This is a genomic window from Variovorax sp. P1_H12_2, from assembly GCF_056405335.1.
Map to the genome: position 1 here is coordinate 13,028 of NZ_JBFUCI010000018.1, position 20,938 is coordinate 33,965.

A 20,938-nucleotide genomic window follows, 5' to 3' on the forward strand; every position below is an offset into this window, starting at 1 on the left:
GGCCGGACTGCACCGCCTGGGGGCGGCGAATGCACGGAGTGACGGGCGTGGGGGCTGGGTCCGCCGCCGGGCCGCCCCAAGGCGGACCGCGCCCCCTCGGGGGTCAGCGAGTACACGGAGTGACGAGCGTGGGGGCTTCAGTCCTGCCGGGTGCGCAGCGTGCTGCAGACCGCGGCGACTGCCGCGCAGCAGGCCGCAAGGCTCAGCGCAATCACCTGCCCCTTGCCCTCGTGCGGGCTCCAGAAACTGAAGATCGCGGCCAGCAGCACCGCGCCCAGGGTCTGGCCCGTGAGCCGCGCGGTGCCCAGCATGCCGCTCGCCGCCCCGCTGCGGTGCGGTGGCGGCGTGGTCACGATGGTGTGGTTGTTGGGCGACTGGAACAGCCCGAAGCCCAGGCCGCACAGCACCATGCGCCAGACGATGTCGACGTTGCCCGGATGCGCCGGCAGCGCCGCCAGCAGCGCCAGGCCGGTGGCCAGCAGGGCCAGGCCGATGCCCCCCAGCAAGCCGTCGGAGTATCGGCCGATCAGCCGACCCGCGATCGGGGCCATCACCACGATCGCCAGCGGCCAGGCGGTGATCAGCAGGCCGGCTTCGACGTGCGAGCGCCCGTAGGTGTCCAGCAGCAGGAAGGGCAGCGCGATGAACGACAGCATCTGGGCGCAGAAGGCAGCCACCGAGGTGCCCATCGAGAGCGCGAACACCGGGATGCGCAGCAGGTCGACCGGGAACAGCGGCACGGCCAGCGCAGCCTGCCGCCGCAGGTAGAGGAAGCCAACCGCCACGCCCGCCAGCAGCAGCGCCCAGGCCATGGGCCCGGCGCCTTGCCCGGATTCGCCGCGCACGCCCAGCCGATCGGCGCCGACGAAGATCAGCGCGAACATCGCCACGTTGAGCACGACGTCGATCAGCGAGAAGCGAACCCCGGATGACATCGAATCGTTGACCGGCAGCGCCCGCAGGCCCAGCACCCACACCAGCGCCCCGAGCGGCACGTTGAGCGCGAACAGCCAGGGCCACGAAGCGACCGAGAGGATCCCGGCTGCCACCGAAGGGCCTGCCACCGAGGCGGTGGCCACCACCATCGAGTTGATCGCCATGCCGCGTCCGAGCTGGGCCGACGGAAAGATGCGCCGCACCAGCGCAGCGTTGACGCTCATGATGCCGGCGGCGCCCAGCCCCTGCAGCGCTCGGCCCGCGATCAGCATGCCGAGCGAGTTGGACAGCGTGGCAATGAGCGAAGCGGCCGCGAACAGTGCCATGCCTGTGAGGTAGACGCGCCGGTAGCCGATCCGGTCGCCGAGCGAGGCGAGCGGCAGCAGCATCACGAGGGCCGCGATCTGGTAGGCGTTGACCACCCAGATGGCATGCGCCGGGTCGGCCTGCAGCTCGCGCGCAATGCCCGGCAGCGCGAGATTGACGATGGTGCCATCAAGAATCGCCACCGCGATGCCGAGGATCACCACCATCATGGCCTGCCGGCGCTGCGGCTGGGGCAGCCCGTCGGGCGCGGCGGAAGCGGCGGGCGCCGCCAGGGTGGCCGACACCGTCTCAGCCCGCCGGACAAGCGGCCTGGCGCCGCCCGTCCAGCGTGAGCCAGGTCAGCACGACGGCGATCAGCGCGCCGCCCGCCATGCCGGCGACCATCGGCAGCGGTCGGCCGTCGGTGAAGACGCCGACCACCGCCATCACCACCGCGCCGGTCAGCATCTGCAGCGTGCCGAGCAGGGCCGAGGCGGTGCCGGCGATGGTGCCGTGCTTTTCGAGCGCCAGCACCGAGGTGGTGGGAATGACCAGCCCCATCAGCCCGCTGGCGATGAAGTACAGCACGATCAGCACCGCCAGCCGGTCGCCGCCGCCCGCGTAGTAGGCGAACATGGCCAGCATCACGGCGCCGCAGGCGGCAACGCTGCTCTTGACCACGCGCTCGATCCCGAAGCGTTCGCACAGCGGCCCGTTGAGCTGGGCGGCGGCGAAAAAGGCCGCCGCATTGACGCCGAAGGCCACGCTGTACAGCACCGGCGACAGCCCGTAGTGGTCGATCATCACGAAGGACGAGTTCGCCAGGTAGGTGAAGAAGCCCGCCATCGCGAAGGCGCCGATGAAGACCAGCCCGAGGTAGTGCGTGTCGCGCAGCAACACGCCGTACGCCGCGAGCGCGCTGCCCAGGCTGCTCTCGACCCGCTCCTCGGCCGGCCGGGTTTCCTTCRGCACCAGGGCGACGGTCGCCAACCCGATCACTGCGGCCAGCGTCACGGCCCAGAACACGCCGCGCCAGCCGGTGAAGGCGATCACTGCGCTGCCGGCCAGCGGCGCCAGGATCGGCGACACGCTGAAGACCAGCATCAGCAGCGACATCAGCCGCGCCGCGTCGTTGCCGGTGTGCAGGTCGCGCACCACGGCGCGCGGGATCGCCATGCCGGCCGCGGCGCCCAGGCCCTGCACGAAGCGCAGCGCGATCAGCATCTCGATGCTGGTGGCCATCGCGCAGCCGATGCTCGCGAGCGCGAACAGGCCGAGCCCGAAATAGAGCGGCGGCTTGCGCCCCACCATGTCGGACACCGGGCCATAGAGCAGCTGCCCGACGCCGAGCGAGATGAAGAAGGCGGTGAGGCTCATCTGCACCGGCCCGATACCGGCGTGCAGGCTGCTGCCGATCTCGGGCAGGGCCGGCAGGTACATGTCGATCGCGAACGGGCCGATGGCCGACAACAGGCCCAGCACGAGCGCGATCTTGAAGAAGCGCGAAGAAGTCATGCACCGATTGTCGCCAAGGTCCCGATGGACCGTGGGCAGCGCGATCGGGCCGCCTGTGCTAGCGCTCAGAACAGATGTCCGCTGTCACTGTCCGGCCGCGCGCCCTCGATGGCCAGCATGCGCAGCTTCGACGCTGCGCCGCCGTGGGCCGAGAAGCCGCCCCACTGCCCGCCCGCGGCCAGCACCCGGTGGCAGGGCACGACCGGCGCGAAGGGATTGAGCCCCAACGCCTGGCCGACCGCGCGCGCCAGGCCCTTGTCGCCGAGCTCGGCCGCGATGTCGCCATAGGTGCGGGTGCGTCCGGGCGGAATGCGGCGCGCGATCTCGTAGACGCGCCGGTGGAATTCGCTGACGCCCTCGAGGTCGAGCTCGATCTCGGCCAGGTCGCGCGGTTCGCCGTTCAGCAGAGCACGGATGCCTTCGATCGCCGGGGCGACCTCCGGCGGCGGTTCGCACTCCGGCCATTGCGCGAAGCGCTTCCTCATGCGCTCGCGCGTGGCGCCCTCCCCGCCTTCGGGCAACTGCACGCCGGCAATGCCGCGCGGACCCCAGGCGATGCCGCAGGCGCCGATGGCGGTGTCGAACAGCGCGAATCCGGGCGCAGCCATGGTTGTCTTCCGGTTCGATCCGGCGCGCTGTCAGGCCCCGCAGGGCGGAGTCGGGCTGGCCTGCAGCGCCGAGGCGCTGGCCGCGATGGCATCGGCCAGCCGGGCGGCGACCCGCTGCGCGCCCTCGGCCAGCGCATCCATGCCGGCGTCCACGGGCTCCGACAGCGAGAGCCGGCAAGCGACCGCCGGCCCTTCGTCCGTGCGACGCACGGTCCAGCTGAAGCTGGCGTCGACCCGGCTGGCCTCGATGGCGTCGAACTGTCCCATCTGCACCGTGATGCGGATCGCCGGCTGGCCGCGAGAGCGGCCGGACTTGGTCAGGTCGACCGCCCCGAGCCGGGCCGCGATGGCGCTGCCCAGCGCGTCGCGCAGCTCATTCTCGAACGAGGAGGACCAGCGGTGCTGCTCGAGGATGTCCACCTGCGGGCCGCCGGCCGAGCCTTGCTGCCGAACCACCAGCTGCGGCCGGGCGAAGCGCTCGGGCATGGCGATCGGCGCGAGTTCGATGAAGGCCGGCGCTGCCGCGGCGGTCGCGGCCGGTGCGCGGGCCGGCGGCGTGGGCTCGGCCAGGCTGTAGAACTGGGTGCGGGTGCTGCCGCATCCGACCAGCAGGAGCGCCGCGCTCAGCGCCGATGCCGCGAGGCGCCATGTCGTGGTTCTCATTTCTGCTTGTCCTCCGGCTTGCCGCGGATCAGTGATTCGGGATGGCGTTCCAGGTAGTCGGTCAGGATGCGCAGCGACGCCGCCGCCCGCGTGACTTCCTGCAAGGTCTGGCGCATGTCCTGCTGCAGCGGGGAGTCGTCGGCGATCGTCTTCTCGGCCGAGTTCAGCGTCCGGCGCACATCCTTCATGGCTGCCGCCATCTCCGGCGTCAGGTCGTTGTTCAGGCTCTTGGCGAGCTGCTCGGCGCTGGTCAGCGTCTTGTTGAGCGTGGCCATCGTCTTTCGCAGATCGGCGCTGAGCTCCTCGAAGGGCACCTTGTTGATCTTGCGCGCGATGTCCGACACCTGGGACTGCAGCTCGTCCAGGCTGTTGGGCGCGGTCGGCAACTCGATCGGCGTCCGGCTGATGTCCAGGGTGGCCGGCTTCGCATCGGGGAAGAAGTCGATGGCCACGTAGACCTGGCCCGTCAGCAGGTTGCCGGTGCGCAGCTGGCCGCGCAGGCCCTTGCTGACCAGGAAGCGCCAGCGCTCGAGCTGCGTGAACTGCGACTCCCTCCCGGGATTGACGTCACGGCGCCGCAGGCGGTCGGGGTAGATCTGCACCATCACCGGCATCTTGAATTCGCGCTCGCTGCGGTCGAACTCGACGCCGATCGACTTGACCTCGCCGACGACCACGCCACGGAAGTCGACCGGCGCACCCGGCGACAGGCCGCGCAGCGACTGGTTGAAGTACAGCAGCATGGTCTGGGAGGGCCCGTCGGGCTCCTTCATCGCGGTGACTTCGTCATTCGCGAGCCCGAACTCCGTGTTCTCCTGCGCCTGCGGCCCGCTCTGGTCGTCGGGCGACTGGAAGGCGATGCCGCCGATCAGGACCGTGACGAGCGACTGGGTGCGCACCTTGAGCCCGCTCGCGTTCAACTCGACATCGAAGCCGCTGGCATGCCAGAAGCGCGTGTTGACGCCGACGAACTTGTCGTACGGCGCGTTGACGAAGACCCGCAGCGYCACGCCGCGGCCGTCGGGGTCGAGCACGTAGGCCGCCACCTGCCCCACCTTGATGCGCCGGAAGTACACGGGCGATCCGATGTCCAGCGAACCGACGTCGCGCGAGTGCAGCAGGAACTGCCGCCCGGAAGCGTCGCGCGTGACGATGGGCGGCGTCTCGAGCCCGATGAATTCGCCCGCGGTCTCTTCCGAAGTGCCGGCATCGGCGCCGATGTAGGCGCCGGACAGCAAGGTGCCGAGGCCGGAAATCCCGGAGGTGTCGAGCCGCGGGCGCACCACCCAGAAACGCGTGTCTTGCGCGGTGAAGGCGCTGGCCTCCTTCTTGAGCTGCACCAGCACGCGCACATGGGAGCGATCGTTGGCCAGGCGGATGCTCTGCACCGTGCCGATCTGCACGTCCTTGTACTTGACCGCCGTCTTGTTGGCCTCCAGGCCCTCGGCGCTCTTGAAGGTCAGCACGATCTCGGGACCGCGGTCGATCAGGATGCGTGCGACCAGCGTCACGCCGACCAGCGCGGCCACGATCGGGATCAGCCAGATCAGCGACGGCAGCCAGTTGCGTCGCTTGACTACCGTCGGCGCGCCCAGCGCCGGCTGGGGCTCGGGAGTCGTGTCTGCTTCATTCATGTGGATTCATTGTCATGTTCGTTTCGTTCTCCCGTGCATCGGGCCGGCTGTCCCAGGTCAGCCGTGGGTCGAAGCTCAGCGACGCCAGCATCGTCAACACGACCACCGCGCCGAAAGCCGCGATCCCGACCCCGGCCGTGATCTCGGCGAAGCCTTGGATGCGCACCAGCCCGGCCAGCAGCGCCACCACGAAGACGTCCAGCATCGACCAGCGCCCGATCACCTCGAGGATGCGATAGAGCTTGGCCCTCTCGAGTTGCCGCCAGGCGCTGCGACGCTGGGCCGTGATGTTCAGCAAGATCAGCGCGGTGAGCTTGAACAGCGGCACCAGGAAGCTCGCGATGAAGATCAGCGCGGCCAGGCCGTAGGCGCCGGACACCCAGAAGTAGATGACACCGCTCAGGATGGTGTCCTGCTGGGTCCCCAGCAGGCTCTTGGTGATCATCACCGGCAGCAGGTTGGCCGGCAGGTAGAGGACCGCGGCGGCCGCCAGATAGGCCCAGGTGCGGTTGATGCTGTCGGGCTTGCGCACGTGCAGGCGGGTGCCGCAGCGCCCGCAGGGCTCGCCGTCGAATGCGCCTTGCCAGGTGGTGCCGCAGTGGTGGCAGCCCATCAGCCGGCCGGCCCCGGCGTCGTCGATCGGCGCGGGCTGGTTCATTCGCGTTGTCCCGGCCGCGGCTCGAAGGCCATCTCCCAGAAGGTTCGCGGGTTGAACGACAGCACCGCGGTCAACAGCACCGTGAGCCCCATGAAGGCCCAGAGCGCCGGGCCGGGGATGACCTGGGCCATGCTGCTGAGCTTGATGATCGCCACCAGCACGCCGAGCAGGAACACCTCGACCATGCCCCAGGGCCGAAGCGCCTGGAGCGCCCCCACCAGGATGCGGAAACCCGCCGGCCGCCGCTCGTAGCGCATCGGCACCAGCAGGTAGAACAGGATGCACAGCTGAATCAACGGAAACAGGAGCGTGGTCGCCAGCACCAGCAGCGCCACCGGCGACATGCCTTCGGAACTCAGCGCCACTACCGCGCCGGCCAGCGTGGTCTCGTTGCTGAGCCCCTGCAGCTCGATCTCGACGATCGGGAACAGGTTGGCGATCGCGAACAGGATCAGGCAGGCTGCGGTGAGCGGCAGCACGCGACCGCTCTGGTCGCCCGCATGGCGGTCGAGTTCGGTGCTGCAGCGCGGGCAGTGCGAGATCTCGCGCGGACGCAGCCGCACACGACGGTAGACGGCGTCGCAGCCTTCGCAGACGATGGCGTCGGGAACTTCTTTCATGCGTATGTGCGGCTATTGTCAGGCAAGCCGAACGGCCGCGGCGCCCTACTCGCCGGCGATCTCTTCCACCGGCTCGCGCCCGTTCAGCGGCTGCACCGGACGGTGATTGTCCGAGAACAATCGACGGAAGGCACTGATCTGCGCGCGCGACATCTCGATCGGCTGCTCCAGCACGACCCACTGCACCTGCTCGGTGCACGGCGGCGTGGTCAGGGAACCGGTGTACAGCAGCACCCTGTGGTCGGCCGGCATCAGCGCGGCGAGATCGAGCTTCCGGTCACGCCCGGCGGCGCCGGCCTTCGGCGGCTGCACGAAGATCGGCGCCAGCGCCTCGTTCTTCTTGCCGGCCTTGATGAGCACGCCGACCACGACGATCCCGCCCTCGGCATTCCGGTTGACCAGATGCAGTTCCATCGGGAATGCCTTGGCGTCGAGGCGGTGCTCGCTGGGCGCATGGAAGTGGAACTGGTCCAGGCGATGTTCGCGGCCCTGGAAGACGACCGCGTTCCCGGATTCGCCGGCCACGTCGAACTGGAGCGTGTGGCCGTTGTTGAGCAGATGGCCCGCGACCTTGCCGTAGTGGATCGCGGCATCGTGCTGCGCGAGCGCACGGGCCTGGGCGGCATGCAGGTCGATCGGCGACTGCTGCCGACCGGCCTTGCACAGCGTGTTGTCCGGCGCCAGAGCAGCCCATTGGGACGGCCCGGTCTTGCCGGCATAGGACCAATGCGCGTGCTCGACCGCCGTGGCGGCGGTGCAGAGGCTGACAACGAACAGGCCCGTGATGGCGGGGCGGCGGAAACGGACCATGGGGCGACGAAGTGGAGGGTAAAGGACCGCCGCTGGAAACGGGGCGTGGTCGGATTTTCAAGCAAGTGCGAGCGCTCGTCGCGAAGAAATTCACCCGAAGTTTCCCGAGTCCGCCGGGGAGAACTCCGGCAATCGTTCGGCACTGGCCTGTCTAAGGCCGGGGCCGCCCGTCCTCCCTGACATGGGCCACCAGGAAATCGAGCAGCGCGCGCACCCGCGCCGGCAACCGACCGGGCCTGCCGAGGTAGAGCGCATGGATCGGCGCGATGTCGCGCGGATTGAACGCCTCCAGCACTGGCACCAGCCGGCCGGCGTCGATGTCGGCCTGCACGTGATAGAGCGACAGCCGCCCCAGGCCGACGCCCGCCAGCACCAAGGCCCGCAGGGCCTCGCCATCGCCGGCTCGCACGTTGCCGGTGATGGGCATGTCGATCACGCGCCCGTCGACCGACAGCGGCCAGTCCGGCACGCTGCGCCTATAGGTGAAACCGAGGCGGTTGTGCGCTTCGAGTTCCTGCGGCGTGCTTGGCGTGCCGTGGCGCGCGAAATAGCCCGGCGACCCGAGGATGGCCTGCCCGGTGGCGCCGAGCCGGCGCGCGATGAGGTCGGACGGCGGCAGTTCGCCCCAGCGAATGGCAACGTCGGCGCGCTCTTCCATCAGGTCGACCACGCGATCGGTGAGCACGATGTTGAGCGTGATCTGAGGATGCAGTTCGAGAAAGCGCGGCACCAGCGGGATCAGCACGTGCTGGCCGAAAGGGACGCTGGCATTGATGCTCACGCGCCCGCTCGGTGCCGCACCTGCGGCGGCGCAGCGCTCGGCCTCGTCCATGTCGGCCAGCACGCGCACGCTGCGCTCGTAGAACTGCCGCCCTTCGGCCGTGAGCTGCAGCTTGCGCGTGGAACGGTGCACGAGCTGGGTCGCGAGCCGCGCCTCCAGCCGCCCGATCAGCTTGCTGACCGCCGAGGGCGTCAGCCCCAAGGCCCGGGCGCCGGCCGAGAAGCTGCCGCGCTCGACCACCTGGACGAAGGCTTCCATCTCGCCGGAGCGGTTGATCTCGGAGCGTGGCATTTGTGAATTAAATTCACAGGATCGTGTCGGACAAGCATTCTATTCATATGAGCACGCAACCGGCACAGTCTCGGACATCATGCCCATCGCCCTCCTCGCCCTCCTCGCCCTCACGCCGGCCGGCGCCTGGCTCGGGTTGCACTTCGGCTGGCGCGCGACCCTCGCATCCAGTCTCAACATCGCGGCCTTCAACCTCGGCAACGCGCTGGGCGCCTGGGTGGGCGGCGCGACGATCGAACGCGGACCGGGCCTCCAGGCACTCGGCTGGGTGGCCGCGCTGCTGACGCTGGTCGGGCTCGCGATCGCGCTCTGGAGCCGTTCGCTCGATCGACGCCTCCCGGCAGCGGCCGCAACCGCCTGCGCGTGAATCGCCTCACCTCCATCCATCTCGACCACAAGGATCCACCATGGAACAACGCTATCTCGGCAACTCCGGCTTCAAGGTGCCGGCCCTCGGCTTCGGCGCCGGCACCTTCGGCGGCGAGGGCCCGCTCTTCAGCGCCTGGGGCAACACCGACGTCGCGGCCGCGCGCCGCATCGTCGACATCTGCCTCGACGCCGGCGTCAATCTGTTCGACAGCGCCGACGTCTATTCGAGCGGCGCCTCCGAATCCATCCTCGGCGCGGCGATCAAGGGTCGGCGCGACAAGGTCATCCTGTCGACCAAGCTGTCGCTGCGCGCGGGCAACGGGCCCAACGACGTCGGCTCCTCGCGCCATCACCTGGTCCAGGGCGTCGACGCGGCGCTCCGGCGCCTGGGCAGCGACACCATCGACCTGCTGCAGCTCCATGCCTTCGACGCCATGACGCCGGTCGACCAAGTGCTGCGCACGCTCGACGACCTGGTTCGCGCGGGCAAAGTGCGCTACATCGGCGCCTCCAACTTCTCGGGCTGGCAGCTGATGAAGTCGCTGGCTGCCTCCGACCGACTGGGCCTGTCGCGCTACGTGGCGAACCAGACCTACTACTCTCTGGTCGGCCGCGACTACGAGTGGGAGCTGATGCCGCTCGGGCTCGACCAGGGCGTCGGCGCCATCGTCTGGAGCCCGCTGGGCTGGGGTCGGCTGACCGGCAAGATCCGGCGTGGCCAGCCGTTGCCGGCCGGCAGCCGCCTCCACGAAACGGCCGGCTTCGCGCCGCCGGTGGAGGACGAGCGGCTCTACCGCGTGGTCGATGCGATGGACCAGGTGGCCGAGGAGACCGGCAAGTCGCTGCCGCAGATCGCGCTCAACTGGCTGCTTCAGCGGCCCACCGTGTCATCGGTGCTGATCGGTGCGCGCGACGAGGCGCAGCTCAAGCAGAACCTCGGCGCGCTCGGCTGGAAGCTCACGACCGAGCAGATCGCGCGGCTCGACGCCGCGAGTGCGGTGACGCCGCCCTACCCTTACTACCCCTACTGGAACGGGCAGTTCGCGGAACGCAGCCCGGTGGCCGTCCAGCCGCGCTGACCGCCCCCACGCTCCGCGCCGCCGCCCGGCGACGGACTCTCAGGCCTCAACCAGCGGCTCGAAGCCACCCCAGAACATCCGCTTGCCATCGAAGGGCATCTTGGACGGATCCATCATGTCGGCCAGGCGCGGGTCGCTCATCGCCTTGGCGTTGACCTTGTCGCGGTGGTCGCGCGATTCGAAGACGATCCACGAGAACACCACCGTCTCGTCGTCCTTCAACTGGACGCTCTGCGGAAACGAGGTGTGCTCGCCAGCCCTGACGTCCTCGGCGATCCATTCGCGGTACTCGAGGGCGCCATGCTCGCGCCAGACGGCACCGGCGCGGGCCGCCAACTGGCGGTACGCCTCGATCTTGTCCTTCGGAACGGGAACAACGTATCCATCGACGTAGGCCATGCAGGTCTCCTTGGTGTGATCGAACATACACAGAACCGAGTGGTTCAGTATATGCAATCCTGCCGCCCGCCCCAAGCCCCGACGCGGCGCACGGGCAATCCCGCAGAATCCAGCCTGTTCTTCCTGCGGACTCTTCCCATGTCGTCTGAACTGATCCAGGTCCTCGTGCTGCTGGGCGTCGCGATCACCATGTTCGTCTCGGGCCGGCCACGGCTCGACGCGGTGGCGCTGATCATGATCGTGCTGCTGCCCGTCACCGGGGTCATCGACATGAACGAAGCGCTGGCCGGCTTCTCCGACCCGAACATCGTGCTGGTCGCCGCCCTGTTCGTGCTGGGCGAAGGGCTGGTGCGCACCGGTGTCGCCCAGAACGTCGGCGACTGGCTGGTGGCGCGCGGCGGCAGCAGCGAAACCCGCCTGCTCGTGCTGCTGATGCTGGCGGTCGGCCTGATGGGCTCGTTCATGAGTTCCACCGCGGTGGTCGCCATCTTCATCCCCATCGTGATGCGCATCGCGCAGCAGACCGGCATCGCAGCCAGCCAGCTGCTCATGCCCGTGAGCGTGGCGGGCCTGATCAGCGGGATGATGACGCTGGTCGCGACCACGCCGAACCTGATCGTCAACGGCGAACTCATGCGCCACGGCGCGGAAGGCTTCGGCTTCTTCGCCTTCACGCCGATCGGCGTGCCGGTGCTGATCCTCGGCATCGCCTACATGCTGGTGGCGCGGCGCCGGCTGCCCAGCGAGAGCACCGCGGCGGGCGGCGGACGGCCCAGCCTGAACGACTGGGTGGAGCAGTACAAGCTGCACGACCGCGCCTTCCGGCTCAGCGTGGAGCCGCGCTCGCCGCTGGTGGGCCGCAGCCTGGATGGGCTGGGGTTGAACGATGCCTCCGATGCCCGCGTGATCGCCCTGGAGCGCCAGCACACGCTGCGGCGAGAGGTTCTGCGCGCATCCGCCGACACCGAGATCCGGGCCGGCGACATCCTGCTGCTGGACGTCGAGTCCAGGGACTTCGACGTGCCGCGCCTGTGCGAGCGGTACGCGCTCCACATGCTGCCGATCTCCGGCGCCTACTTCACGGACCAATCGCGCGACGTCGGCATGGCCGAGGCGATCATCCCGGTCGATTCCACGCTGGTCGGCACCACCGGCGACGAGTCGCGCCTGCTGGCCCAGCACGACCTCACGATCGTGGGCTTGCGCCGCGGCCGGGTCACCCACGAGCACGGCCTCGAGAATGCGCGGCTCAAGGTCGGCGACACGCTGCTGCTGGTGGGCCCGTGGCAGGCCATCCGGGCGCTGCAGTCCGACGGCCACGACCTGGTGGGTCTGAGCCTGCCGCTGGAAGGCCGGACCCTGATCCCGGTGCCGCGGCGCGCGCCCCACGCGGTGTTCTGCCTGCTGCTCGTGATCGGGTTGATGCTGTGGGGCGTCATACCCAACGTCCAGGCCGCCATCGTCGGCTGCCTGCTGATGGGATTGTTCCGCTGCGTCGACCTGGACACGGCCTATCGCGCGATCCACTGGCGCAGCCTGATCCTGATCGTGGGCATGCTGCCCTTCTCGCTGGCGCTGCAGCGCACCGGCGGGATCGACCTCGCCGCCGACGGCCTGCTCGCGCTGGTGGGCAACTTCGGCATCCGGCCGGTGCTGGCCAGCCTGTTCATCCTGACCGCGGGGATCGGCCTGGTGGTGTCGAACACGGCCACCGCGGTGCTGATGGCGCCGGTGGCGCTGGCACTGGCCAAGCACCTCGGCGCATCGCCTTACCCGTTCGCGATGATGGTGGCCCTGGCTGCGTCGGCCGGCTTCCTCACGCCGATCTCCTCGCCCGTGAACACGCTGGTCAGCACGGCCGGCAACTACAGCTTCGGCGATTTCGTCAAGGTCGGGCTGCCGCTGGCGGTCATGGTGGGCATCGCGAGCGTCCTGCTGGTGCCCTGGCTGCTGCCGCCCTGATCGACGGCGGCAGCGGCGCGCTCAGCCCGCGCGCAGTTGGGCGCGCAGGTTGGCGCCGATCTCGGGGCGCTCGAGGAACGGGTCGGCCGGGTTGGTGATCGACACGATGTGCTCCATCCGGCTTTTCACGTTGCCCAGCGCCTTGGGGTGGCTGAAGATGTAGAACTGGTTGGCGGTGATGGCGTCGAACACCATCTGCGCGACCTGGGCGGCGCTGACCTTGCCGCTGCTCACCGCCTTGTTGCTCATCGCCTGGCCGATCAGCTGGCTCTTGGTGAGTTCGCCGCCCGCCAGCGCGCCGGGCCGGTTGCGTTCGCTCTGCGTGATGCCGGTGGGCACGAAGTACGGGCACAGCAGGCTGGCGCCGACCTGGTCGGTGACCAGCTTCAGGTCCTGGTAGAGCGTTTCGGTGAGGCTCACGACGGCCGCCTTGGCCGCGTTGTAGATGCCCATGTTGGGCGGCGTCAGCAGGCCCGCCATGCTGGCGGTGTTGACGATGTGGCCGCGGTACGCCGGGTCCTTGGCAGCGGCCTCGAGCATCATCGGCGTGAACAGTCGCACGCCGTGCACCACGCCCATCAGGTCGACCCCGAGCACCCATTCCCAGTCGGCGACGCTGTTCTCCCACACCAGGCCGCCGGCGCCGACGCCGGCGTTGTTGAAAACGAAGTGCGGTGCGCCGAAGCGCTGCTGCACCGCGCGGGCGAGTTCATCCATCTGCGCCGCATTGGCGACGTCGACCTTGCGTGCCAGCACCTGCGCACCGGCGGCCTCCATCTCGGCCTGCGCCTTGTCCAGCGCATCCTGCTGCACGTCGACCAGCACGAGGTTCATGCCGCGCGCCGCGCCGATGCGCGCGCATTCGAGGCCGAAGCCGGAACCGGCACCGGTGAGTACGGCCGTCGTGCCCTTGAAGTCCTGAATCATTTGCGCGTGTCCTTTCGTCTCTTGTGATTGGCGGTGAGGCGCTATTGAAATACGGAATGTCCGCCAGCGCAGTCGCCAAGGTGCCCGGGCGCCTCAGCCTTCAACTGCCTTGAGCACGAAGCCGATGCGCGGGAAGTGCACATGCACGGTGCCCGCACGCGGGTCGCTGCGGCGCAGCGTGTAGTGCGTGCGGCTGGCGACGATGAGCTCGCCCTCGGTGGCCTCGAGGCCGAAGCTCTCGGCCGTGATCGTGACGCGCGAGCCCAGGGCGATCCCGTGCTCGTCCTGGAAGGTACTGTCCGACAGCAGCGTGTGCGGCGTCGAGGCCGCCGCCGCTTCGATGGCGCGCTGGGCATCGAATGTCTCCATCGTGCCGTGGCCGATGGCCGACATCCGGTCCATCCAGTCGCCCACCGCCGGCGTCAGTTGCAGGATACCCGCCATCGAAGGCGTGCGCTTGCGCGTGAACCACAGCGGGTGGTAGCAGGCGAAGTCGGCCACCGTCGGGAAGGCACCGAGCAGGTAGTCGGTGTCATCGAGCATGTCCGACAGGCGCCGCAGATAGGACTTGTATGCCGCCGCGGCATCGGCCGGACGCAGCCGCACCATGCTTGTGCTCATCGCGCGGCGGTCGTCGGTGAAGGCCTTGGCCAGCTCCGGCGGCGCCTTGCCGAAGATGTCGGCCGCGCCCTTGGGGCTGAAGTTGTAGGCCATCGCGGCCCAGAACAACGTGCTGTCGGCCCACTGCGCGACCAGGCGCGACAGCCCCTTGCCCGGCTCCGGGTAGATCGACGGCAGCGGCGCCAGATGCTCGAGCACGTCGCAGATCAGCGCCGTGTCGCAATAGATGTCGGCACCGATCTGCAGCACCGGCGTGCGCCRGTAGCCGCCGGTGAGCGCGACCAGTTCGGGCTTGGGCGCGATCTGCGGAATGATCACCGACTTCCAGGCCAGCTGCTTGTAGCCGAGGATCAGCCGCAGCTTTTCCGAGAACGGGGAGGTCGCGTAGTGGTGGAGGATCAGGTCTGCCATGGGGTCCTTTTTCCGAAGAGTGCGGTCACTGGGGCCGGGCACGGGAAATGATCGCATCGAGGTCGACGCCGGCGCCGAGCGTGCCGAAGGCGTGGCCCCAGTCGCCGCCCAGGCGCGAGGCGCAGAAGCCGCCGACGACGGCCGCCGGCGCGGTCTGCACCAGCAGGGCTGCCTGTACCGCGAGCGCCACGTCCTGTGCCAGCCGGCGCGCCTCGGTTTCGGTCGCCATCGCCTCGATGCGCGCGGGCAGCGCGTCGGCCAGGCGGTCGAGCGCGGCGTCGCTGCCGCGCGCCGGCGCCAACTCGCGGGCCAGCGCAGCGACCGCGTCGCCCTTGCGCAGGCCGCGCAGCAGGTCGAGCGCCATGATGTTGCCGGCGCCTTCCCAGATCGAGTTGAGCGGCATCTCGCGGTACACCCGCGCCATCACGCCCTCGCCGCCCTCTTCCACGTAGCCGTTGCCGCCCAGGCATTCCATCGCTTCCTGCGCGAAATGGCTGCCCCGCTTGCAGATCCAGAACTTGGCCACCGGCGTCAGCAGGCGGGCCATCAGGCGCTCGTGTTCGTCCTCGGGGCGATCGAAGGCGCGTGCCAGGCGGATCGCCAGCGCGGTCGCGGCTTCGCTTTCCAGGGCCAGGTCGGCCAGCACGTTCTTCATGAGCGGCTGCGCGATCAGTGGCTTGCCGAAGGCCTGCCGCTGCGCCGTGTGGTTCAGCGCCAGGCTCAGTGCCTGCCGCATGAGGCCGCTGGTGCCGAGGGCGCAGTCGAGCCGGGTCATGGTGCCCATCTCGAGGATCTGCGGAACGCCGCGCCCTTCCTCCCCGACCAGCCAGGCGCTGGCGCCGTGGAACTCGACCTCGGAACTGGCGTTGGCCTTGTTGCCGAGCTTGTCTTTCAGGCGCTGGATGCGGATTTCGTTGCGGCTGCCGTCGGGCAGCACGCGCGGCAGGAAGAAGCACGAGAGCCCGGCGGGTGCCTGCGCGAGGATCAGGAAGGCATCGCACATCGGCGCCGAGAAGAACCACTTGTGGCCCGTGATCTCGTAGCGCTCGCCCCAGCCGTCGCTTCCCGCACGGACTGCGCGAGACGTGTTGGCGCGGACATCGGAGCCGCCCTGCTTCTCGGTCATGCCCATGCCCATGGTCACGCCGGGCTTGTCGCGCCAGGGCTTGAGCGCCGGGTCGTACCAGCGGCTCGAAAGCTTCGGGGCCCAGTCGGCGTACACGGCCGCATTGCCGCGCAGCGCGGGCGTCACCGCATAGCTCATCGAGATCGGGCACAGCATGGAAGGCTCGAGCTCGGTGAACAGCATGAAGCCGGCCGCGCGCTGCACATGGGGCGACTGCGATTCGCCGGCCCAGGGCGTTCCGTGCAGGCCGGCGCCGACGGCCGCCGCCATCAGCGCGTGATAGCTCGGGTGGAATTCCACCTCGTCGATGCGGCGACCGAAGCGGTCGTGGGTGTGCAGCACCGGCGTGTGCGTGTTGGCGAGCCGCGCATGGGTCTGCATCTCGACCGTGCCGATCTCGGCGCCCAGGTGTTCGAGCGGCGCCAGCTGCAACTGCGGCGCGTTGTGCTTGAGCGCATCGCGCAGCGGCCGGTTGGTTTCGAACAGGTTGTAGCCGGCGAGCGGCGCCGGCTGGTTGAAGACCTCGTGCGTGGTGTCCATGCCAGCCTCCCTGGAGGGGTCAGATGAGCTTGACGAGTTGCTTGCCGAAGTTCTTGCCCTTCAGCAGGCCTAGAAAGGCCTCGGGCGCCGATTCGATGCCCTGGGCGATCGACTCGCGCGGCCGGAGCTTTCCACTGGCGACCAGGGCGCCGAGTTCGGCCAGCGCCTCGGGCCAGACCTCCATGTGCTCGCTGACGATGAATCCCTCGAGCTTGAGCCGGTTGACCAGGAACAGCGCCGGGTTGGCGAGCGGCAGCGGCTGGCCGTCGTAGCCCGCGATCATGCCGCACAGCGCGATGCGCGCGAAGGCGTTGGTGCGCAGCAGCACCGCGTCGAAGATGTAGCCGCCGACGTTCTCGAAGTAGCCGTCGATGCCCTTCGGGCAGGCTTCCTTGAGCGCCGCGCTCATGCTCTTGACGTCGGGATGCTGGCGGTAGTCGATGCAGGCATCGAAGCCCAGTTCGTCGACCACGTACTTGCACTTGTCCGGGCCGCCGGCGATGCCGACCACCCGGCAGCCGCGCGCCTTGGCCAGCGCGCCGAAGGCGCTGCCGACCGCACCGCTGGCCGCGGTGATCACCACCGTCTCGCCGGCGTTCGGATTGATGATCTTCACCAGGCCATACCAGGCGGTGACGCCGGGCATGCCGACCGCGCCCAGGTAGTGCGACAACGGCACGTGCGTGGTGTCGACCTTCTTCAAGGCGCCGGGCTGCGAGGCATCGACCACGCTGTATTCCTGCCAGCCGCCGAAGCCGACCACCTTGTCGCCCACGGCGTACTTGGGATGCTTGCTCTCGACCACCTCGCCGACGGTGCCACCCTGCATCACCTGGCCCAGGGGCTGAGGCTGCGCGTAGCTCTTGGCGTCGTTCATGCGGCCGCGCATGTAGGGATCGAGGCTCATGAAGTGGTGGCGCACCAGCACCTGGTTGTCCTTCAGGGCCGGCGTCTCGGTGGTCACGAGCTTGAAATTGCTGGCGACGGCTTCGCCCTCGGGGCGGTTGTCAAGGATCTGTTGTCGGTTGGTGGGCATGGAGGTCTCCAGGGAAAAAGGGGTCAATCGGTCGAAGGCGGGCGCATCGCGTTGGCGCTGGCCGGCCCCGTGGGCAGGCGGCGCTTCACGTACTTGAAGGTCCCGGTGGCGTGGGCGCAGACGCGTTCCTGGGCGTCGAAGATCTTCGCCTCGGTGAAGCCCATCGTCGCGGTGCGGTGCAGCAGGCTGCCGCGCGCGATCAGCGGGCCAACCGAAGGCGCCATGAAGGTGGTCTTCATCTCGATCGTGACGACGCCGATCTCCGGCGTCTCGCTGCGCGCGGCGGCGGCCATCGCGATGTCGAGCATCGTCATGACGGCGCCGCCGTGCGTCACGTCGAAGGTGTTCAGGTGCTCGGGCTTCGCGGTGTAGCGCAGCTCGGATTCGCCGCCCTCGAATTTCGTGATCTCGAACCCGAGATGGCGCGCGAACGGGATGCGGTCCGTGTAGGAGCGAAGGTTGATGCTGTCGTCGAAATCAGTCATTTCAGGCGCCAAGAACGACGCTCACGCCGCCGTCGATCGCCAGCCACTGACCTGTGATGTGCTTGCCGGCGTCGCTCGCGTACAGCAGCGTGATGCCCTTCAGGTCCTCGTCGTCGCCGAGCCGGCCCAGCGGCGCGTGCGAGGCCATCTTCTCCTCGCCGATCGAGTGGATCAGGCCGGCCGCCAGTTTGGTCATGAAGAAACCCGGGCAGATCGCGTTGACGTTGATGTTGTACTTGCCCCATTCGGCCGCCAGCGTGTGGGTGAAGCCGATCACCGCGCTCTTCGAGGTGTTGTAGGCCAGGGTCTGCATCTCGGGCGGATTGCCGTTCAGGCCCGCGATCGACGCGATGTTGATGATCCGTCCGGCCTTCTTCGGGATCATGTAGGCACGGGCGACCTGCTGCGCCAGGATGAAGTAGCCGCGCACGTTGAGGTTCATCACCTTGTCCCAGGCCGCGACCGGATGGTCCTCGGCCGGGGCGCCCCAGCTGGCGCCGGCGTTGTTGACCAGGATGTCGATCGCGCCCATGCGCTCGAGCGTCTCGTCGGCCAGGCGGCGGGTGTCCTCTTCCTTCGCGCAATCGGCGGCGATCCAGCGCGCGTCGATGCCGGCCGCCTGCAGCTCGGCGGTGGCCTGCTCGAGGTCGTCGGCCTTGCGCGAGCTCAGCATGATCCTGGCGCCGGCCTCGCCGAGCGCATGGGCCATCTGCAGCCCGAGGCCGCGCGAGCCGCCGGTGATCAGCGCGGTCTTGCCGCTGAGGTTGAAAAGTTCTTGGACGCTTCTTGCAGTCATGGGGTCTCCGGGGAATTCAGGGTGTTTGGTAGTCGAGCACGCTGCGCGCCTCGCGCAGGCTGCCGAGGAAGCCCGACACCTCGACGTGCGTCGGATGCTCCAGGTAGGCCTTGAGCGCCGCCTCGTCGTCGAAGGCCGAGCACAGCACCACGTCGCAGTTCGCTTCGAGGCCCGGCGTGCGCACGGCCACCTCGAACTGCCGCATGCCCGGCACCAGGCCCTGGCAGGTGTCGAGCCTGGCCTTGAAGGCGGCGGCGTCGCCGGGGTTCTTGAGCTTCCACATCACGATGTGCTTGATCATGGCGAGTCCTTGCTGTCCTTGAGTCGGGAACGAACGTAGATGAGCACCACGCCGACCGCCACCAGCACCGCGCCAGGCACGGCCATGGCCCAGCCCAGCGCCTCTTCGGTGCGGCCGGTCGAGATGCCGAGGATCACGGCAAAGAGGCCGCCGTAGATCAGGATCCAGATCCACTTCTCGAGCGTCGCATGGGGCTTCGGAGGTTTCGGCTCGGCCATCAGAACGCCTCCTCGGGCAGCGCGGCGCAGGTCGGGTCCCGGCTCTCGACCACGTTGAGCCAGGCATCGATTTTCGGCAATTCGTAGTGGAAGAAGAAGTCGGTGGCGCCGATGCGGCCGACCGTGGCCGGCGACGCCTTGGCAGCATCGCGCTCCAGCGCGCGCAGGGCGACATCAAGCCAGATCCAGGCCAGCACCACATGGCCGAAGGCCTGCATGTAGGGCACGGCGTTGGCCAGCGCCTCCTGCGGATCGCCGGTGGCCCAGGCCTTCTTGGTCGCCGAGCCGATGCGCTGCAGCGCTTCGCCGAGCGCCTCGGCATGGGCCGCCAGCGCCGGCACCAGGGCGGCGCGCCCGAGCGTGTCGGCGATGCGTCCGGCCAGCAGCTGCAGGCCGCGGCCCTCCTCCATCAGCACCTTGCGCCCGAGCAGGTCGGCCGCCTGGATGCCGTGCGTGCCCTCGTGAATCATGTTGAGGCGGTTGTCGCGCCAATACTGCTCCACCGGGAAGTCGCGCGTGTAGCCGTAGCCGCCGTGGATCTGGATCGCGAGCGAGTTGGCTTCCAGGCACCACTCGCTGGGCCAGCTCTTGGCGATCGGGGTCAGCACCTCGAGCAGCAGCCGGGCGTCGTCGGCAGCCTGCGCCTCACCGGTCTTCTGCTCGTCGACCAGCCGCGCGCAATAGAGCTCCAGCGCCAGCGCGCCCTCGCAGTACGCTTTCTGCGCGAGCAGCATGCGGCGCACGTCGGCGTGTTCGATGATCCGCACCTGCGGCTTGGCCGAGTCCTTGCCGGCGGGGCCCGCCGGCCGACCCTGCGGGCGCGTCTTCGCATATTCGAGCGAGGCGTGATAGCCGGCCATGCCGAGCATGGCCGCGGCGGTGCCGACGCCGATGCGGGCCTCGTTCATCATGTGGAACATGCAGAACAATCCCTGGCCGGGCTGGCCGACCAGGTAGCCCACGGCACCGGCCTTGCCGCCGACCGGAAACTTGCCCTCGCCGAAATTGAGCAGCGTGTTGGTGGTGCCTCGCCAACCCAGCTTGTGGTTCAGGCCGGCCAGCGCGACGTCGTTGCGTTCGCCGGTCAGTTGCCCCTGGGTATCGACCATCTTCTTCGGGACGATGAACAGCGAGATGCCGCGCGTGCCCGGAATCAGCTTGCCGTTCTCGTCCGGGATCTTGGCCAGCACGATGTGCACGATGTTCTCGGTCAGCTCGTGGTCGCCGGCCGAGATCCACATCTTGTTGCCGGTGAGGCGAAAGCGTGGGCCAAGCGGATCGTCCTGGAAATCTGCACCGTCGGGCACGGCACGGGTCGCGACATCGCTGAGGCTGGAGCCGGCCTGCGGTTCCGACAGGCACATGGTGCCCGACCAGCGTCCCGCGAATTCGTTCTTGGCGAACACGTCCTTCTGCATCTCGGTGCCGTGCACCATGAGCAGGTTGGCGTTGCCGCTGGTGAGCATGTTGGCGCCGATGCTGACCGACGCCATGGCGAAGAAGCTGTTGGCCGCCGCCGACAGGGTGTAGGGCAGCTGCATCCCGCCGATGTCGTAGTCCTGCGCCGCGCTCAGCATGCCGGAATCGACGAAGGCCCTGTGCGCATCGTGCGTCGCCTGCGGCAGGATCACCCGCTCGCCGTCGAAATGCGGCTCCTGGGTGTCGACGATGCGGTTGTTCGGCGCGTACTTTTCGCGCGCGATGCGCTCGCAGGTGTCCAGCACGGCATCGAAGGTCTCGCGCGAGTGGTCGGCGAAACGCTCGCGCCCGCTGAGCGACTCGGCCTGCAGCCAGTCGTAGAGAAGGAAGTCGAGGGTGGGACGAAGGCTCATGGATGGGAACGCTG

21 protein-coding genes and 1 pseudogene are annotated in these 20,938 nt (G+C 68.9%); 3 read left to right on the plus strand and 19 right to left on the minus strand.

What is annotated here, in order from left to right; translation table 11 throughout:
* Window positions 1-137: 137 nt before the first annotated feature.
* The 9 genes from AC1D2K_RS03765 to AC1D2K_RS03805 all read right to left on the minus strand — a co-directional run bounded on the left by AC1D2K_RS03765 (window position 138) and on the right by AC1D2K_RS03805 (window position 8,822).
* On the minus strand, window positions 138-1,472 hold the full coding sequence (locus tag AC1D2K_RS03765; RefSeq protein ID WP_478086452.1) for an MFS transporter: 1,335 nt from the start codon (window positions 1,470-1,472) through the stop codon (window positions 138-140).
* Window positions 1,473-1,551: 79 nt separating this feature from the next.
* On the minus strand, window positions 1,552-2,757 hold the full coding sequence (locus tag AC1D2K_RS03770) for a multidrug effflux MFS transporter (RefSeq protein ID WP_478086423.1): 1,206 nt from the start codon (window positions 2,755-2,757) through the stop codon (window positions 1,552-1,554).
* A 65-nt stretch (window positions 2,758-2,822) separates the two neighbouring features.
* Complete coding sequence (locus AC1D2K_RS03775) at window positions 2,823-3,365, minus strand: methylated-DNA--[protein]-cysteine S-methyltransferase (protein WP_478086425.1); 543 nt, start codon at window positions 3,363-3,365, stop codon at window positions 2,823-2,825.
* Window positions 3,366-3,395: 30 nt separating this feature from the next.
* Window positions 3,396-4,028 (minus strand): PqiC family protein, encoded by a 633-nt coding sequence (locus AC1D2K_RS03780; RefSeq protein WP_478086426.1) that lies wholly within the window; start codon window positions 4,026-4,028, stop codon window positions 3,396-3,398.
* On the minus strand, window positions 4,025-5,662 hold the full coding sequence (locus tag AC1D2K_RS03785; protein WP_478086427.1) for a PqiB family protein: 1,638 nt from the start codon (window positions 5,660-5,662) through the stop codon (window positions 4,025-4,027). The genes AC1D2K_RS03780 and AC1D2K_RS03785 overlap by 4 nt, the downstream gene beginning before the upstream one ends.
* Window positions 5,655-6,320: a paraquat-inducible protein A gene (locus AC1D2K_RS03790; RefSeq protein WP_478086429.1), complete on the minus strand. Its 666-nt coding sequence runs from the start codon at window positions 6,318-6,320 to the stop codon at window positions 5,655-5,657. The genes AC1D2K_RS03785 and AC1D2K_RS03790 overlap by 8 nt, the downstream gene beginning before the upstream one ends.
* A complete protein-coding gene (locus AC1D2K_RS03795; protein WP_478086431.1) occupies window positions 6,317-6,940 on the minus strand; it encodes a paraquat-inducible protein A in 624 nt (207 codons plus the stop codon). The genes AC1D2K_RS03790 and AC1D2K_RS03795 overlap by 4 nt, the downstream gene beginning before the upstream one ends.
* A gap of 45 nt (window positions 6,941-6,985) precedes the next feature.
* Window positions 6,986-7,750: a carbonic anhydrase gene (locus AC1D2K_RS03800; RefSeq protein WP_478086433.1), complete on the minus strand. Its 765-nt coding sequence runs from the start codon at window positions 7,748-7,750 to the stop codon at window positions 6,986-6,988.
* Window positions 7,751-7,901: 151 nt separating this feature from the next.
* A complete protein-coding gene (locus AC1D2K_RS03805; RefSeq protein WP_478086434.1) occupies window positions 7,902-8,822 on the minus strand; it encodes a LysR substrate-binding domain-containing protein in 921 nt (306 codons plus the stop codon).
* Window positions 8,823-8,982: 160 nt separating this feature from the next.
* Between AC1D2K_RS03805 and AC1D2K_RS03810 the strand changes: the two are divergent.
* A pseudogene (locus AC1D2K_RS03810) lies at window positions 8,983-9,189 on the plus strand (MFS transporter); the annotation flags it as partial.
* Between the two features lie 40 nt (window positions 9,190-9,229).
* A complete protein-coding gene (locus tag AC1D2K_RS03815) occupies window positions 9,230-10,270 on the plus strand; it encodes an aldo/keto reductase (protein WP_478086435.1) in 1,041 nt (346 codons plus the stop codon).
* A gap of 39 nt (window positions 10,271-10,309) precedes the next feature.
* On the opposite strand, the gene AC1D2K_RS03820 is transcribed toward AC1D2K_RS03815, so the two are convergent.
* On the minus strand, window positions 10,310-10,669 hold the full coding sequence (locus AC1D2K_RS03820) for a DUF1428 domain-containing protein (RefSeq protein WP_478086437.1): 360 nt from the start codon (window positions 10,667-10,669) through the stop codon (window positions 10,310-10,312).
* Window positions 10,670-10,807: 138 nt separating this feature from the next.
* On the opposite strand from AC1D2K_RS03820, the gene AC1D2K_RS03825 reads away from it, so the two are divergent.
* Complete coding sequence (locus tag AC1D2K_RS03825) at window positions 10,808-12,631, plus strand: SLC13 family permease (protein WP_478086438.1); 1,824 nt, start codon at window positions 10,808-10,810, stop codon at window positions 12,629-12,631.
* Window positions 12,632-12,652: 21 nt separating this feature from the next.
* On the opposite strand, the gene AC1D2K_RS03830 is transcribed toward AC1D2K_RS03825, so the two are convergent.
* The 9 genes from AC1D2K_RS03830 to AC1D2K_RS03870 all read right to left on the minus strand — a co-directional run bounded on the left by AC1D2K_RS03830 (window position 12,653) and on the right by AC1D2K_RS03870 (window position 20,924).
* Complete coding sequence (locus tag AC1D2K_RS03830) at window positions 12,653-13,558, minus strand: SDR family oxidoreductase (RefSeq protein WP_478086439.1); 906 nt, start codon at window positions 13,556-13,558, stop codon at window positions 12,653-12,655.
* A gap of 93 nt (window positions 13,559-13,651) precedes the next feature.
* On the minus strand, window positions 13,652-14,590 hold the full coding sequence (locus AC1D2K_RS03835) for a glutathione S-transferase family protein (protein ID WP_478086440.1): 939 nt from the start codon (window positions 14,588-14,590) through the stop codon (window positions 13,652-13,654).
* A 25-nt stretch (window positions 14,591-14,615) separates the two neighbouring features.
* Window positions 14,616-16,256, minus strand: coding sequence for an isovaleryl-CoA dehydrogenase (locus tag AC1D2K_RS03840; RefSeq protein ID WP_478086442.1), 1,641 nt, complete (start codon window positions 16,254-16,256; stop codon window positions 14,616-14,618).
* A 19-nt stretch (window positions 16,257-16,275) separates the two neighbouring features.
* A complete protein-coding gene (locus tag AC1D2K_RS03845) occupies window positions 16,276-17,292 on the minus strand; it encodes an NADP-dependent oxidoreductase (RefSeq protein ID WP_478086443.1) in 1,017 nt (338 codons plus the stop codon).
* A gap of 23 nt (window positions 17,293-17,315) precedes the next feature.
* Window positions 17,316-17,777 carry a PaaI family thioesterase gene (locus tag AC1D2K_RS03850; protein ID WP_478086444.1) on the minus strand — a complete coding sequence of 154 codons (462 nt, stop codon included), beginning with the start codon at window positions 17,775-17,777 and terminating at the stop codon, window positions 17,316-17,318.
* 1 nt (window position 17,778) lies between these two features.
* Window positions 17,779-18,573, minus strand: coding sequence for an SDR family oxidoreductase (locus AC1D2K_RS03855; RefSeq protein WP_478086446.1), 795 nt, complete (start codon window positions 18,571-18,573; stop codon window positions 17,779-17,781).
* 16 nt (window positions 18,574-18,589) lie between these two features.
* Window positions 18,590-18,874 carry a Dabb family protein gene (locus AC1D2K_RS03860; protein ID WP_478086447.1) on the minus strand — a complete coding sequence of 95 codons (285 nt, stop codon included), beginning with the start codon at window positions 18,872-18,874 and terminating at the stop codon, window positions 18,590-18,592.
* The gene (locus tag AC1D2K_RS03865; RefSeq protein WP_478086449.1) at window positions 18,871-19,092 is read right to left on the minus strand and encodes a hypothetical protein; all 222 of its coding nucleotides are present in this window, start codon (window positions 19,090-19,092) and stop codon (window positions 18,871-18,873) included. Before AC1D2K_RS03865 ends, AC1D2K_RS03860 begins: the two co-directional genes overlap by 4 nt.
* Window positions 19,092-20,924, minus strand: coding sequence for an acyl-CoA dehydrogenase (locus AC1D2K_RS03870; protein WP_478086453.1), 1,833 nt, complete (start codon window positions 20,922-20,924; stop codon window positions 19,092-19,094). The genes AC1D2K_RS03865 and AC1D2K_RS03870 overlap by 1 nt, the downstream gene beginning before the upstream one ends.
* Window positions 20,925-20,938 lie beyond the last annotated feature (14 nt).

Bases quoted from the DNA above. Each gene is read 5' to 3' on its own strand.
- AC1D2K_RS03805 (WP_478086434.1), bottom strand. From the start codon at position 8,822: ATGCCACGCTCCGAGATCAACCGCTCCGGCGAGATGGAAGCCTTCGTC.
- AC1D2K_RS03840 (WP_478086442.1), bottom strand. From the start codon at position 16,256: ATGGACACCACGCACGAGGTCTTCAACCAGCCGGCGCCGCTCGCCGGC.
- AC1D2K_RS03820 (WP_478086437.1), bottom strand. From the start codon at position 10,669: ATGGCCTACGTCGATGGATACGTTGTTCCCGTTCCGAAGGACAAGATC.
- AC1D2K_RS03765 (WP_478086452.1), bottom strand. From the start codon at position 1,472: ATGATGGTGGTGATCCTCGGCATCGCGGTGGCGATTCTTGATGGCACC.
- AC1D2K_RS03800 (WP_478086433.1), bottom strand. From the start codon at position 7,750: ATGGTCCGTTTCCGCCGCCCCGCCATCACGGGCCTGTTCGTTGTCAGC.
- AC1D2K_RS03830 (WP_478086439.1), bottom strand. From the start codon at position 13,558: ATGATTCAGGACTTCAAGGGCACGACGGCCGTACTCACCGGTGCCGGT.
- AC1D2K_RS03855 (WP_478086446.1), bottom strand. From the start codon at position 18,573: ATGACTGCAAGAAGCGTCCAAGAACTTTTCAACCTCAGCGGCAAGACC.
- AC1D2K_RS03775 (WP_478086425.1), bottom strand. From the start codon at position 3,365: ATGGCTGCGCCCGGATTCGCGCTGTTCGACACCGCCATCGGCGCCTGC.
- AC1D2K_RS03815 (WP_478086435.1), top strand. From the start codon at position 9,230: ATGGAACAACGCTATCTCGGCAACTCCGGCTTCAAGGTGCCGGCCCTC.
- AC1D2K_RS03865 (WP_478086449.1), bottom strand. From the start codon at position 19,092: ATGGCCGAGCCGAAACCTCCGAAGCCCCATGCGACGCTCGAGAAGTGG.
- AC1D2K_RS03790 (WP_478086429.1), bottom strand. From the start codon at position 6,320: ATGAACCAGCCCGCGCCGATCGACGACGCCGGGGCCGGCCGGCTGATG.
- AC1D2K_RS03850 (WP_478086444.1), bottom strand. From the start codon at position 17,777: ATGACTGATTTCGACGACAGCATCAACCTTCGCTCCTACACGGACCGC.
- AC1D2K_RS03780 (WP_478086426.1), bottom strand. From the start codon at position 4,028: ATGAGAACCACGACATGGCGCCTCGCGGCATCGGCGCTGAGCGCGGCG.
- AC1D2K_RS03845 (WP_478086443.1), bottom strand. From the start codon at position 17,292: ATGCCCACCAACCGACAACAGATCCTTGACAACCGCCCCGAGGGCGAA.
- AC1D2K_RS03860 (WP_478086447.1), bottom strand. From the start codon at position 18,874: ATGATCAAGCACATCGTGATGTGGAAGCTCAAGAACCCCGGCGACGCC.
- AC1D2K_RS03825 (WP_478086438.1), top strand. From the start codon at position 10,808: ATGTCGTCTGAACTGATCCAGGTCCTCGTGCTGCTGGGCGTCGCGATC.
- AC1D2K_RS03870 (WP_478086453.1), bottom strand. From the start codon at position 20,924: ATGAGCCTTCGTCCCACCCTCGACTTCCTTCTCTACGACTGGCTGCAG.
- AC1D2K_RS03795 (WP_478086431.1), bottom strand. From the start codon at position 6,940: ATGAAAGAAGTTCCCGACGCCATCGTCTGCGAAGGCTGCGACGCCGTC.